A 13,453-nucleotide genomic window follows, 5' to 3' on the forward strand; every position below is an offset into this window, starting at 1 on the left:
TCCTGCCTTATTCTTTATTTGCTCCAACAAACATCCCTTTAACAAAATACTTTTGCACATACGGGTAGATGATGATAAGCGGAAGCAGGGCAATGACAATGCCTGCCATCCTGACATTGGTCGTGATCATGAAATTGCTGGAGGTTGCATCGTTATCCACGATGAGTGATTTCAACGCAATTTGCAGCGTATATTTGGACGAATCGTTAATATAAAGCACGGCCGGTGTAAATTGATTCCAGCGACTGACAAACTCGAACAGAGTGACCGTTGCCAGTCCCGCTCTGGCAAGAGGCAGATACATCGTAAAGAATATCCGATAATCGCCAGCTCCGTCGATCCGCGCTGATTCTGACATCTCATAAGGGACGCTTAAAAAGAAGTTTCGCATGAGCATTACACTGAAGCCGGATACGAAACCCGAAAGAATCAGCGAACTCAGCGTGTTAAGGAGGCCCAAGTCCTTATTCACGATATACAAAGGAATCATAATGGCCTCGCTTGGAATCATCATGGTCAGAAGGATCGCGGATAACATCCACTTCTTTCCCGGAAGTCCTCTCTGGATCAGCACGTAACCTGCCATAGAGCTTAAGAAAACATGACAAACGGTACCTACCACAGTCACGATGACGTTATTCGTAAAAGGCAAATAGAGCTTCATGCGGCTCCATACCGTGGAGAAGCCCTCTATGCTGAATTCTTTGGGCCAGAGCACAATGCCTGGCTGCATGGAAGCAAAATTAGATGAAAATGCAAGCGCAAGCGTATTTAAAAACGGAATCACCATGGTCAATACGAGCAGAAGGAGAAACAAAATATTGATCGTATCAAAAATACGGCTCGGATAGCTTATTTTTTTCATTGATTTCATATATCGATTCACCCTTCATCGTAGCGGATAACCGCTCTCGTTGCGTACGTAAGCATGAATGTCGCCATAATTACGAGGAACCCTGCAGCCGTAGCTGGCCCGATACTAAACTCCAATATGCCTTTCTGATAGGTATACATCATAATCACGTCCACCTTGTTAGCGATGGCGCCATTACTCATCACGAATATTTGATCGAACATCCGCAGGATACCCAGTATATTCAACATGATGACCACTTTCATAGTGGATTTGAGCATCGGAAGCGTTACATAACGGACTTTCTGCCAGCGGCTGGCTCCGTCCATGCTTGCAGCCTCGTATAATGACGGATTGATGTTCACGATGGCAGCCAAGTACAGAATGCAGGTATACCCCATCTCCTTCCAACCTGAGGTCAGGATCATCACGGTACGGGCATAGCGGTCGGAAGACAGAAAGCCAACAGACTGACCGCCGAAGAGCTGAATGATCTGATTTACGATGCCCGTGTCCGGGGACAGCAGCAGAATCCACATGCCGCCTACAACAACCCAGGAGAACAAATGAGGTAAATAAACGATCATCTGGGTCATCTTTTTGAACCAGACCGAAGCCACTTCATTCAAGGAAAGCGCCAGGATCAGCGGTAAAATAAAGTTGATCACAAAAATTCCGCCGCCGATCACAAGAGTGTTCCTGGAAACATCCCAAAAAGCCGGATCCTTTAGTACACTTCCATAATTATCGAAGCCGATAAACGGCCGGTCCCCGATGAGACGGTAATCCTGAAAGCTGATGACAAGTCCGCGCGCAAGTGGATAAAAGGAAAAAATCAGGAAGTAAGCCAGGATTGGAAACATCATAAAATAGAGTGTTTTATACTTGAACACGGCTCTCACGTACATTCACCACCTTCATAATAAAATAAAGAGGGAGCAGAGTGCCGCCGCCCCCTCCTCTTCAAGCATTAATCGATAAACCCGCCTGCCTTGAGTTCTTCGCGCATTTGTTTCACTGCATCGGCAGCCGGCATTTCGCCCATGATAGCTTTGAAGGAATATTTATTGATAATCTTCTCAGCGTCCGACCAATGGGGAGGCGTTAATTCCAGTGATGCGTATTGATCAACGAGATCCTGCGCTTCCTGTACGCCTGGCAGTTTGCCAAAAGGCGCTTCGACGTTGCTGTTGTACCAGAATGGAACACCGTGGTCGGAAGCATGCTCTTTACCGATCTGGGTCAGTGCATACTTGCCGCTATTATCTACTGTGTAATCAATATCCTTGATACCTAAGCTTCCTAAAGTAATGCCTTCCTCGGAATGCCACCATTCAATAAATTCAAAGGCTGTTTTCGGATGCTCTGCATTGATTGGAACAACCCAAACATCCGGATCACCTCTGCGCAGCATGTGGTTGCCGTTTGAATCTGCCGCTCCCGGCAGGCCCTTCGCTTCAAATTTCGTAGTCGGATCTTGTTCATAACGCGTATTGTTCAGCATGCCTACCCAAGCGTCCCAGTACGTAATCATGCCGACGCGGTCGGTCAGGAACAGGTCGCGCATTTTACCTGTGTCGTTGGTGGCAAAGTTCGGGTCAAGAATCCCTTCTGTAAACAGCTTGTTCAGCCATTCATAAACCGGGATGGCCGCATCTGTAGAATACGGAACGTCCAGCTTGCCGTCCGCTGTTTCCACATATCGCTGTTTAAGGCCCGCTGCGCTGAAGAAGCCCTGCAATTCGTACATGCCTGCCGTGCTGAGTCCGTAGGTGTCTTTTTTGCCGTTGCCGTCCGGATCCTGTTCCGTGAAAGCCTTGAGGACCTTATAGTAATCATCAAGCGTTTCAGGTTCAGACAGATTCAGCTTGGTCAGCCAGTCTTTGCGAACGATCGGCATCGTACCTCCCTGATATTTGGTGAACACACCGTAAACCTGCCCATCCTTGGTCTTAACCTGCTCCCATTCCTTGGCGGGAATAACTTCAGTGTCTGATAGCACCTTGGAGCCATTCACTTGATCGGTTAACGGCATGAGGATGCCTTGATCAATAAAGGTGGACATTTTCTCTTTGCTGATCTGCAGCAGATCGAACTTTTCTCCGGAAGCGATAGCGGCAAGCAGCTTCTGATCGTAGTCGGAAGCCGGCTTGTTCATCGTTACCTTGATGCCGGTTAAACGTTCGATTTCCTGCTCGAACTGAATGTTTTCTTCCGGCGTTTTCCCACCGATGACACCTGTCATGATTTTGAGCGTGCGTTCCTCCCCATTCGATGATTCTTGAGATGCCGCACTGCTGCGGTTGTCCGAACTCGGAGAACAGCCTGCAAGTACACTTCCGAATAAAGTTACAACCATGATTGCGCTAAGAATCTTCTTTCCTGTTGCCAAGCTAACCACTCCTTATTCGTCATTTATGATCAACAAAAAACACTGCAGGATTCCCTTACAACCAGCTGCGCGGGGATGATGACTTGCCTGTGGACGCTGCTGTCGTTTATTTTCTCAATTAACAGCTTGGCAGCTTCATCTCCGAGCTTTTCTGCCGACAATTCGACCGACGTAAGCCTCGGGTTCATGTCTTGAGCTAAAATCGCATCATTGCTCAGCGCGATGACCGACAGCTGTTCCGGCACCTTGATATCAAGCTCTCTAGCAGCCCTCAGCACGCCAAGAGCCACTCTGTCCGTATCCGTAATGATGGCTGTATAGCTTAATTTCCCATAAGTATTCAAAATGGACATATAACCGTAATCCGTTCCGTTGGTATGGGCATAGTACATCACGCATTCATCCCGTAACGACAGGCCGTGCAGGCGATAGGCCTCCGACAAGCCCTGTCTCCGGTCCTGGGCCACCGTCATATCGGCTGCAGCATTCAGAAACAGTATCGATTCGTGGCCGTTTCGGAGCAAATAGTCTCCTACCTCATGGGCAGCTTCCGTATTGTTGTTATCCACGTAGCTGATCGATTCGTCATGCGGGTCAGGCCGTCCCACCAGTACGAGGTGAATTCCCATCTTACGGTACCGTTTAATCCGTGAATCATTCTTACGAGGGTTCAGCAGGATGACGCCATCAACGGGATCCTGGGAATACATAGTGGGATCCTCCTGCTCCGGCAGAGTGTCAAGCACCACCCTGTAGCCTTGCTTGGTGCATTCCTTGATGACACCGTTTATCATCTGAGTATCAAAGGCCGTCATCGTCCCGTCGGGAGGAAGGGGTATCTTGAGACCAATGCTCATCGTCCTTTTGATCGCGAGGCTTCGCGCCAGATGGTTAGGGAAATATCCCAGCTCTTGAGCTACTCTCAGTACCCGCTCCGTCACTTGTTGGCTGATCGGTCTTTTTTTGCTGAACACGCTGGATACGGTCCCCTTGGATACTCCTGCCATCTTGGCAACATCATCAATGGTAGCCATTACATTTGGTTCCTTCCTCTGCTGCGAATTCTGAATACTCTGCATAATCATTAAACCGGTTTAATGACCCTGCGTATTTGATTTTAAGTAAGAATAATTTAATAGAATCCATGTTTATGTTAATTGAAAATAAAATCTCTTAAATAAAAAAACACACGCTATGATCTGAATAAGCTAGATCATAGTGTGTGTTTGGCATACGGGATGGTCTGAACGTAGAGTTGGCGAGAATTCGTTTTGGAGATTATTGGGTATGGATCAACGACACAAAGTAATTAATTCCTATTTTCTTAGCCTGTTTAACAGGTATTGGCTTTCGCTTGTATTCGTCAAAACCTAATTTATGATACAGTTTCATGGCCGGAATATTGGTATCTGCGACTCCATCAATCAAATAAACTTGATAAGGTGTATGCTCAAGGATATGACATATCAGTTGTGAAGCAACACCTTGCCCTCTGAACTCAGCAGCCGTGCCTACAAATTCGATGGAACCTGCGCCAGGTGAAGGATGTCCGGGAGTCGTTTCAAATTCTTTTTTCAGGAAAATAGCGGCCATGCTGCCTTTGAAAAAGCCCAGATGTTTTCGAAGTTCCTTTTTATCAAGTTGAACCGAAAATGAGGCTCCATCCGTGCAGGCTGCCATTCCGATTACTTGTCCGTTGGATACAGCCACGTAGAATTGATCCAGAATGAACATATGGGCAAATGACGCTGCTATCTTCTTGGGATCCTTGGAGAAAAATCCTAGCCACTGTGTAAAGCCCTCGGCGAATGTTTCAGCTATTCCTTGCCTCACATCACACTCGGCTTGATCCGCTCTTACAATGGTAATCATGACACGTCCACTCCCTCTCTAAATAGAAACGCTGTGAGCACCGACGGTGAGGGCATCGCAAAACTGTTCTTCAACAGCACCTTCATCTCAGCCAAGCCCTGAACCGATGCGTAAAAAAAGACTGCCATTTCGCGTGCATCGCCTGAGCGGAATTCTCCAAGATGCTGCCCCTTACGAATAAGTTGGGCCGTTGCATCAAGCAGTCTTGCATTGACCTGGAGAATCTCTTCATGTTGTTTGGAGGGTGTGCCAGCGCCTGCAAACATGGATTGATTGATCAGAATCAACAGATTGACTAGTTCCTCCCCATTCATGAAATCCGTGTAGATTTCGTCCACAAATCGTGCCATTAAGGTTTTGGGGGATAGATCGGATTCGAAATAGGCAATATTACGTTTCAATCCTTCGATGGCAAAGTCCACCAATTCGTGAAACAATTGATCCTTTGTTCTGTAATGCCGATACAGAAGCCCAATACTGATGCCAGCTGTATCCGCAATATCTTGAACATTGGTCGATCCGAATCCTTGATGAACAAATAACTGCATTGCGGCAGCATGTATTTTCGCTCTAGTGGCATTGCGCATTTCTTCAAACTGTTCCTTCGTACGCGGCAATTGAACAGCTCCTTTTTATGAGTGAGTTTTTACTCATTATAAAACATAACAACCCGATTAACAATCCACAACTTTAAATGTGTTGGATATTGAATGAATCTCATTAGGAAGCATCCGATTGCACCGTTAAATTCTGCATCCATTTACCAGATCGATATCGAATATAACCGATTATAAATCGCACGACCTCCTCCAAGGAGAGGAAAAAATAAACCCAAAACAGCGGCTGCTTCCATACAAAAGACAGCATGAATCCGAGGGGTACCCCGACTAGCCATGTAGCCGTCGACTCCATGGCAAAAACGAATTTACTGTCACCGCCACTTTGCAGGATCCCCCCTGCGATGATCATATTTGCAACCTTAACCCACATGAATGCAGCAAAAACCCATATGACATAAACGGACAGCTGTTTCACTTCCACCGAAACTTGGAATATTCTCGTATACATTGGAGCTAGGAGAACGACCACAATGCCAAGTCCGAATGAAGTCACCAGGCCGACGCGAATGAGTTTTCTAGCGTAATTCATTGCCTGCGTATGATCACCTTCGCCAAGCTTGTTTCCAACCATTACACCTGCCGCCGCTCCTATACCCGACAATAAACCGATCATCAGCCCTTGAAACGGGAACGTAATGGTCATGGCCGTCATCTCGGCCACACCCATTCGGCTATAAATAACAGCATAAACTGCCTCACCGAGCACCCATACGAACTCTGTCAGCACAAGCGGGTACATGGTGACAAGGAACTTTCTCGCTAGCGGCCTCGATGTGCGGAAGAGATGTTTGAACTCCACGGCCCCCGGAAGACGGAACCAGTATACGGCTCCAATAATGAGTAAACATTCCGCTAACCTGGCAATAACGGTTGCATATGCAGCGCCTGCGAGTCCAAGCTGCGGGAAACCGAAATGTCCGAAGATCAGCAAGTAATTAAGAATAATGTTAAGCATGACCGCGCATAAACTGACATACATCGGAAGCTTTACATGCCCTGTGCTGCGCAGAATTGCAGAGTATAACATCGTCAGCATGATTGGAACATAGCTAAGCGCTCCGATCTGCAGAAAGATGCCGCCTTCTCCTGTCACAAGCATATCTGTCGTAAACAAGGAGAGCAGCGGCTGCGGATTGAAAAAAACGATAATGGCAAACAGTATCGACAGTGATAATCCCAGATACAAGCTCAGTCCCAGCAAGTGTGAAATGCTCTTTGTATCCTTCTTCCCCCAATACTGAGCAGTATAGATGGAAAGTGTGGCAGCAAGTCCAGCCAGAACGACGGAAATAACGCTGAAAATTTTGCTGGAGATTCCAACTGATGCGATGGCAATATCACCTAGCTGTCCTACCATGACTTGGTCTGTCATGTTTAGCAGAGCCATTATTAAGCTCTGCAGCGCAATGGGAATCGCTAATGTATATAGCGTCCTGTAGAATGATTTGTTTGCATGGTCACTCATGGATTTACCTCTTTCTACACTCAATTTTTGATGTATAAGTTAAATCTGAACGCAAAAAAAGCACAACCCCGGACGAAGCCAAGGTTGTACTTTTCAGTAGCATTGCCTGTATATTGCTATGAGTATAGCACCAGGATTTGGATATTACAAGATGGAGAAAATACGATTATCCGTGTAAGAAACAGATAGTAATCCATATCATTTATTATGATCAGCTAGGTGGAGCCTTCGAGCAGTGCAATCAATTTTTGCAGCAGAACCGGCTCTTCCTTTCGGAACTGGTCGAACCGGAGCCTGAGCCGCTCAAACACGTCCTTGTCTGCTCGAATTTCATGACGAATGTACTGATCCCTCAGTTTCATCGCACTCTTGGTGATATCCCTGTAGCCATCCGCAAGCTCTTCATCGTACGGGATGATCCCCTCGTCCACCAAATAGTCGATCCGCTCGCTCATCATTTTTTTGTGCTCCCAGAGCACATGTAGATGCCTCACGTCACTACGGTCACCAAGCCGGGAATCGTTGCTCTCTACGGCATCAAAGTACATTTGCAAATAGTCGTAGACCTTTAATCCGAAAGCCTGCTCTTCGTCCGGATTATAATTGATTCGGTTTAAATGAGTCTCACCGTTTAAGTAATCGCGCAGTTGGTCAATCGCAGCTGTTCGATCAAAAGGATACGGAGAATGCGGTTCGTATTTGTAGAAATACGTGTGATGATCCGCCGTAACCCCCTCCTTCAGCAGATGCCTCATGGAATGGACAGCATCCTGGAACTCTGTGAACGGGATCTGCAGATTGCGGTACACTCCCGTATGGTCGAACATGGAAGCATCGAAAATTGCTTGGTCCAAGTCGAAACCATATAGAAACAGATGGTGGGGAAACGGCTCTTTCTGATAGGCCGCCGCCGGGGATAGCCTTGATTCGTCCAGAAACACAACGCAATAATAGCCGCTGCGAATCTGATCCGCAAAGAATTGCGGCCAGGCGTCCAAGGGCAAAAACTCCAAAATCGTATAGTTGACGGAGCACGTGAGCAGAAACGGATTGTTGAAATTCAGTTCATTCGGTTTGCCGCGAAAAAAATCGAAATAGAACTGCCCGCCATCCTCCAGGAATGTTTTTTTGCAGGACAACTGAATAAAATTGCTGTAATACCAAGGAATCGTTTCTTCGTGGATGCTGGTGATCGAAAGTGTATAAGCCCATCGTAAAAATCCTTTAAGCGGCGGATTCGATATCGGAAGCTGAACAGCCCTCATGGATTCTCCCCCTTCTGGTTTCTGAGTTATCACCCAGCTGCCATACATGACCGACAGATCTTCTTAGCTGCTTGCACTGCTGTATCCCTTCACAGCCTGCTTCCAAATCAGTCGAATGACTGTGAAGAGCAGAAGCGAACCGGCAAGTGCCAATCCCGCGTAGAGCCAGCTGAGCTGTCCCAGAAGGAACAGCGGTACGAAATTGGTAATGAGGAACAATGGAATGACAAATGTTCCGATTCGGCGGACCCAAGCCGGGTAAATCGCCATGGGAAAATTGTTGGCGTCCCAGGCGGAATGGGCGATCTCCGACGCAGAGCCCGTCTGAACGAACCAGAATGACAGCAGCGCAGGGATAATCATCAGACAGTATGTGATGACAACGGAGACAAGCTGCAGCAGCATAAACCCGGCAAGCTGCAGCAGCGTCAGCGGAATATCCATGGCATGCCAGCCTATGCCAATCATGACGAACCCAACCAGAATATCAGGGATCGGCAGCGCCAGATCGACATAACGCAAGGAAGCCATAAATTGGAGAGAAACCGGCTTTGTAAGCATTAAGTCGAGCGTGCCGTCCTTGATATACTCCGGAATTTTTGTGAAATTCGTGAAAAAGAGTCCCACATAAATGCCGGTCACTACGGTGTGCATGCCTATAAATAGAAGCAGACCTTCAGGCGGTATGCCGTCTACGTGAAGATCGGTGCGGAACACAACGAGCACATACAACAGCTTGGCGAGCAGGTAGACGGATTCCACAAGCAGACTCATCATAAAATTGCCACGAAACTCCATCTGGGCGATGAGACAATTTTTGATGAACATGCCATACAGATGTGCGTATTTTCTTATGGTTTTAAACATATGGAATGCCCGCTACCCCCCAACCGCCGAATATTTCTTCATGGAAACCCGCCACGTCAGTCGGGATAGCAAGAAGAACAGGAGTATCCATCCACACTGGATGAGCAGCCCCTGGTACATCGCCCCTACCTCTGTTTTGCCGCTGAGGACATTGACCGGAAAATAAATGGTGTACGGAAACGGCGTGTACTGAAGTGCCTGCACCACCGAATCTCCGAAAATCTCAAGCGGAAACATGCCTCCGCTCAAAATATTGACAAGCAGACTCGTAATAACAAAAAAATAAGAGATTTCATTCAGATAAAAAGCACTTGCACAGATGCAGTAAGCGATCAGGAAATTAAGCAAAAGCGCGCCCCACAGCGTGACAGCAAACAAGACCAGCCGTACGGCCTGGAGCTCGATTACGTCCCCGGCCGCTGCGATCCAGATGATCCCGACAAGCATGACAGCGGTAATTCCGTAATAAATCGCCTTCTGCCCGAAAAAGGACACCAGTCGATACCCGAAGTAGCTGACCGGTTTGATCAAATACTTGTTGAGTCCGCCGTTCTTGATATCGTCGACAATCTGGTGCTCGAACTGGGTCGCGATCAGCTTGGACACCAATCCCGCCAAAATCGTATACAATATGATTTGATGGTATGAATACGAGAACAGCGCCGTTTCGCCGGAGTGCCGGTAAACTGCCGTCCAGATAAAATATTGGACAAGAATCGGAAACGCGGCTCCAAGAAGTCCGAGGAAGAAGTGGAATCGGTATTCCATCGAATGCTGAATTCCCATCGAAAAAACAGCCGTATACAATCTGCGTCTATTCATCCTGCATATTCCTTGCGGTACAGCCTTGATATACTCTCTTCGATCGGCACGTCCTCAATCGTCCAATCCAAAATATCAAACGAATCAAGGACGGCGCGCGATACTTCCTTCATGCGGTATTTCGGCAGCTCCAGCACAGCGTTATAATCGTCCATACTCACAATCTTCCCGAACGAAGCCAGCCGCTGTTCCGCGACCGGCTCGGAGAACTGCAGCCTGATGATTTTGTGCTCGCCAAATAAATGGTTAATCTTATGAAGATCGCCGTCATACAGCAGGCTTCCTTCGTTAATGATGATCGTACGCTTGCACAGATCCTCCACATCCTTCATGTAGTGGCTGGTCAGCAGAATCGTCGCGCCGAACTGTTCATTATAATATTTCAAAAACTCCCTGACCTTCTTCTGGGAGGGGAAATCCAGGCCGATCGTCGGCTCGTCCAGATACAGCAGCTTCGGGCGATGGATCAGAGCGGCAATCAGCTCCATTTTCATCCGTTCGCCCAGGGACAGCCGGCGCACCTGCACATTCAGAAGCTCCTGCACACCTAACATCTCCGATAGTTCGGCAAGACTTCGGCGGTAAAGATCATCCTCCACGTCATATATACATTTGTTTAAATAAATCGATTCGCTGGCGGGAAGGTCCCACCAGAGCTGGTTTTTCTGACCCATCACAATGGAGAACAGCCGTTTGAACTCGTTCCTTCGCTCCCAAGGCACATAGCCGAGCACGTTGGCCTCCCCGCTTGTAGGATATAAAATACCCGACAGCATTTTGAGTGTCGTGGTTTTCCCCGCCCCGTTAGGACCCAGAAATCCAACGCACTCGCCGGGGCCGATATCGAAGGAAACGGATTTAACCGCTTCCTTCACAAGTGACTTCCGGGCAAACAGATTTTTCAGTGAATGCCTAAGTCCTGCTTCTTTCCGGTAATACACAAATGATTTGTGCAGCTCCCGCACACGGATAAAGTCCATCCCCGCTCCTCCTGAACGATAACATATAGTCCCATTTTGGGCGGTATCCAATCTGAAAGCTTAAACTCCATTGTTATACAGAAGCACACATTTGGAGCATATCGGCATCAAACCGCAGGCCAGCACCTCGCGCTGTTTCCGTAGATCCTCGCCGTGAAAAATATCCGCCACGCTGTCTTCGTACAGATTGCCGACACTGAATTCCGGGAAAAATTTGCACGGATTCACTTTGCCGTCCGGCATGACATCCATCCGATTCGAGATGGAAAAACACTTGGTCCTCTTCATGGCCGGCTTCTCGCTGCCTCGGATGAATCCTTCTACTTCTTCGGGCTCCAGTGCAGGCTGATAGCGAATGCGCACATTCCATACACGGGAATTGACGCGTTTAAGCTCTTCGATTAGTGTGTCATAATTGCCCGGGGAGATATGGAATGTGAAGGAGTGCCAGCTATTCTTGTGATTGTCCGCAAAGCGGGAGGCAAGGTGCGGGAAATGGGCATCAAAGTAGGTATCCATCTTTTCCGCCGTACCGGGAGGGATGTACCATGGGAAGCAGAAGTAAACGGAATCGACGCCCATCTCTTCGAAGAATTCCATAAAGCTGTAAAGCTGACCAACCATCTGGTCATTCACCGTCAGGGCTACGGAAACTTTGCCTTTGTACAAGCCCTGCTTCTGCAGATCAAGCAGCAGCTGTACGGCGTGGATCACTTTCTTGAAGGTGCCTTTGCCCCGAATCGCGTCATTCTCCTTCTCGAAACCTTCCAGGCTGACCAGCATAACCAGATTTTCCGACATTTTCAGAATGGAATCCAGCTTCTGTTCGATGAGAATCGCGTTTGTGCAAATGGTTGTGTACCGGTCTTCCTTGGCCAGCAATTCCGCCAATTCATCGAACTTGGAATAGAACAGCGGTTCTCCACCCCACAGGAACACACGCGATTTGCGCTCTCTCGTTTCAGCCAGAAGCTTCTCCACAACGGGAATGTCGATCTCGTCTTTCTTCTCTTCCTTGGCAAACCCGTGATGGAACCCGTCCGGATTCCATTCGAAGCAGTGCTTGCAGCGCAGGTTGCAGCCGTTATTAAGCTTGATCCCGATCTCATAAGGCACGGGGGCGGCATAAGTCGGATCTTCCCGAAGCTTCCTCCCCGTTTCCGCCAGCGGAACGAGGGTCCTTTTCATATTTTGGAATGTCAGCTGGTCAAACGTAACTGCTGTTTTCGGCTGCATAAGTTTTCCTCCCGAAATGATTGATTTTTGATCGCTCCTCCAGCAAACGCGTGTGTATTCTCTCCAGATGTTGTTTCGAGAAATCCTGGGCTGCCCATTCCGCGAACCGGATGCCGAAGCCGCAGGATTCCCAATAACTTGAATTGTGAAGCTCATGCTCGCCGAACGGCTCCAGCATGACAAAAGGGATTCCATATGACAGCGAGTCGTTCAGGGTGGCTCCTCCCGGCTTGCTGATGATGGCAGCGCAGTTCCGCATCAGATCCGTGTAAGCGGCGTAATCCCTGAGCGGGATATCCTGTAAAACGCCGCCCTCACGGAGATAACGGACCATCGGCGGAAACGTATGCCGCCCCTGTTCATCCCGGCTCCACGGGTCCCAGGCTGCGTCCGTTCCGAAGTACCGTGTAACCCCGTCGTCCTCCTCCACCTCGGAAGGATCATAGACAATCACATCCAGCGGGTAACCGAGCTCGCGAAGCTTAGGGATCGTTCCGGCATACGTCCCGATCCCCCAGCCGCCGCCATGGATCAGAATGCGTCCGGCACGCTGCGCATAAGGCAGAGGCTCCGTCTCGTCTGAAGCAATATAGCCGCCCGGTGACCATTTCGAAGGCTCATAGAACCAGACGTTATGGTAGCCGGGGTACAAGGACTTGTGTACCTTGAACGACGGCGTATCCCACGCATCCAACCGGATCAGTCGAATATCCAGAGGCTCGCGTGCAATGATCTTGTAGCGCTCCAGGATCGGCAGCCAGAAGCCGGTAAACACGGCAAAGCGGGACACCCCATCACGGTTCCATGCATCCAGCAGACGCTGGACCTCCTCCTCGTTCAGGGAAGATTCAACGGGTTTGGCCAGCTTATGGCCCATCAGGGCAACGGAGAAATCGGCGTGGAATGCTTTTTTTGTGGAAGGGATCTTGCGCCTGATTTCTTCGTGATACAAATTCTCCAGAACGTGAACCGCTGCTCTGACACCTCTGTCTTGAAGGTACGTGTACAGGTGCATAGCCGGAATGTACGCGCCAAGCGAATTGCCCGACGCCAGCATGGTGATCGAAGATGAATTCATGCC

General features: G+C 48.6%; 13 protein-coding genes. All 13 read right to left on the reverse strand.

Annotation, left to right across the window (positions count from 1 at the left end; genetic code table 11):
- Window positions 1–7: 7 nt before the first annotated feature.
- The 13 genes from PVOR_RS16280 to PVOR_RS16340 all read right to left on the reverse strand — a co-directional run bounded on the left by PVOR_RS16280 (window position 8) and on the right by PVOR_RS16340 (window position 13,450).
- Window positions 8–874 carry a carbohydrate ABC transporter permease gene (locus PVOR_RS16280; protein ID WP_006210475.1) on the reverse strand — a complete coding sequence of 289 codons (867 nt, stop codon included), beginning with the start codon at window positions 872–874 and terminating at the stop codon, window positions 8–10.
- A gap of 8 nt (window positions 875–882) precedes the next feature.
- Window positions 883–1,755, reverse strand: a complete 873-nt coding sequence (locus PVOR_RS16285) for an ABC transporter permease subunit (RefSeq protein WP_006210476.1) — start codon at window positions 1,753–1,755, stop codon at window positions 883–885.
- Window positions 1,756–1,823: 68 nt separating this feature from the next.
- Window positions 1,824–3,245 carry an extracellular solute-binding protein gene (locus tag PVOR_RS16290; RefSeq protein WP_006210477.1) on the reverse strand — a complete coding sequence of 474 codons (1,422 nt, stop codon included), beginning with the start codon at window positions 3,243–3,245 and terminating at the stop codon, window positions 1,824–1,826.
- A 29-nt stretch (window positions 3,246–3,274) separates the two neighbouring features.
- Window positions 3,275–4,279 (reverse strand): LacI family DNA-binding transcriptional regulator, encoded by a 1,005-nt coding sequence (locus PVOR_RS16295; RefSeq protein WP_006210478.1) that lies wholly within the window; start codon window positions 4,277–4,279, stop codon window positions 3,275–3,277.
- Window positions 4,280–4,523: 244 nt separating this feature from the next.
- Window positions 4,524–5,117 carry a GNAT family N-acetyltransferase gene (locus PVOR_RS16300; protein ID WP_006210479.1) on the reverse strand — a complete coding sequence of 198 codons (594 nt, stop codon included), beginning with the start codon at window positions 5,115–5,117 and terminating at the stop codon, window positions 4,524–4,526.
- The gene (locus tag PVOR_RS16305; RefSeq protein WP_006210480.1) at window positions 5,114–5,734 is read right to left on the reverse strand and encodes a TetR/AcrR family transcriptional regulator; all 621 of its coding nucleotides are present in this window, start codon (window positions 5,732–5,734) and stop codon (window positions 5,114–5,116) included. Before PVOR_RS16305 ends, PVOR_RS16300 begins: the two co-directional genes overlap by 4 nt.
- Before the next feature lie 103 nt (window positions 5,735–5,837).
- Complete coding sequence (locus PVOR_RS16310; RefSeq protein ID WP_006210481.1) at window positions 5,838–7,202, reverse strand: MATE family efflux transporter; 1,365 nt, start codon at window positions 7,200–7,202, stop codon at window positions 5,838–5,840.
- Window positions 7,203–7,417: 215 nt separating this feature from the next.
- Window positions 7,418–8,467: a hypothetical protein gene (locus PVOR_RS16315; protein ID WP_040680672.1), complete on the reverse strand. Its 1,050-nt coding sequence runs from the start codon at window positions 8,465–8,467 to the stop codon at window positions 7,418–7,420.
- Between the two features lie 63 nt (window positions 8,468–8,530).
- On the reverse strand, window positions 8,531–9,334 hold the full coding sequence (locus PVOR_RS16320; protein WP_006210483.1) for an ABC transporter permease: 804 nt from the start codon (window positions 9,332–9,334) through the stop codon (window positions 8,531–8,533).
- A 12-nt stretch (window positions 9,335–9,346) separates the two neighbouring features.
- Window positions 9,347–10,156, reverse strand: a complete 810-nt coding sequence (locus PVOR_RS16325; RefSeq protein ID WP_036637622.1) for an ABC transporter permease — start codon at window positions 10,154–10,156, stop codon at window positions 9,347–9,349.
- On the reverse strand, window positions 10,153–11,136 hold the full coding sequence (locus PVOR_RS16330) for an ABC transporter ATP-binding protein (RefSeq protein ID WP_006210486.1): 984 nt from the start codon (window positions 11,134–11,136) through the stop codon (window positions 10,153–10,155). Before PVOR_RS16330 ends, PVOR_RS16325 begins: the two co-directional genes overlap by 4 nt.
- Window positions 11,137–11,196: 60 nt before the next feature.
- A complete protein-coding gene (locus PVOR_RS16335) occupies window positions 11,197–12,372 on the reverse strand; it encodes a radical SAM protein (RefSeq protein ID WP_006210487.1) in 1,176 nt (391 codons plus the stop codon).
- Window positions 12,344–13,450 carry a hypothetical protein gene (locus tag PVOR_RS16340; RefSeq protein ID WP_006210488.1) on the reverse strand — a complete coding sequence of 369 codons (1,107 nt, stop codon included), beginning with the start codon at window positions 13,448–13,450 and terminating at the stop codon, window positions 12,344–12,346. The genes PVOR_RS16335 and PVOR_RS16340 overlap by 29 nt, the downstream gene beginning before the upstream one ends.
- Window positions 13,451–13,453: the final 3 nt, after the last annotated feature.

The organism is Paenibacillus vortex V453 (assembly GCF_000193415.1).
Lineage (GTDB): Bacteria > Bacillota > Bacilli > Paenibacillales > Paenibacillaceae > Paenibacillus_AQ > Paenibacillus_AQ glucanolyticus.

Excerpts from the sequence above, each read along its gene's own strand:
- PVOR_RS16315 (WP_040680672.1), bottom strand. The coding sequence starts at position 8,467 with ATGAGGGCTGTTCAGCTTCCGATATCGAATCCGCCGCTTAAAGGATTT.
- PVOR_RS16295 (WP_006210478.1), bottom strand. The coding sequence starts at position 4,279 with ATGGCTACCATTGATGATGTTGCCAAGATGGCAGGAGTATCCAAGGGG.
- PVOR_RS16320 (WP_006210483.1), bottom strand. The coding sequence starts at position 9,334 with ATGTTTAAAACCATAAGAAAATACGCACATCTGTATGGCATGTTCATC.
- PVOR_RS16335 (WP_006210487.1), bottom strand. The coding sequence starts at position 12,372 with ATGCAGCCGAAAACAGCAGTTACGTTTGACCAGCTGACATTCCAAAAT.
- PVOR_RS16325 (WP_036637622.1), bottom strand. The coding sequence starts at position 10,156 with ATGAATAGACGCAGATTGTATACGGCTGTTTTTTCGATGGGAATTCAG.
- PVOR_RS16340 (WP_006210488.1), bottom strand. The coding sequence starts at position 13,450 with ATGAATTCATCTTCGATCACCATGCTGGCGTCGGGCAATTCGCTTGGC.
- PVOR_RS16300 (WP_006210479.1), bottom strand. The coding sequence starts at position 5,117 with ATGATTACCATTGTAAGAGCGGATCAAGCCGAGTGTGATGTGAGGCAA.
- PVOR_RS16280 (WP_006210475.1), bottom strand. The coding sequence starts at position 874 with ATGAAATCAATGAAAAAAATAAGCTATCCGAGCCGTATTTTTGATACG.
- PVOR_RS16310 (WP_006210481.1), bottom strand. The coding sequence starts at position 7,202 with ATGAGTGACCATGCAAACAAATCATTCTACAGGACGCTATATACATTA.
- PVOR_RS16330 (WP_006210486.1), bottom strand. The coding sequence starts at position 11,136 with ATGGACTTTATCCGTGTGCGGGAGCTGCACAAATCATTTGTGTATTAC.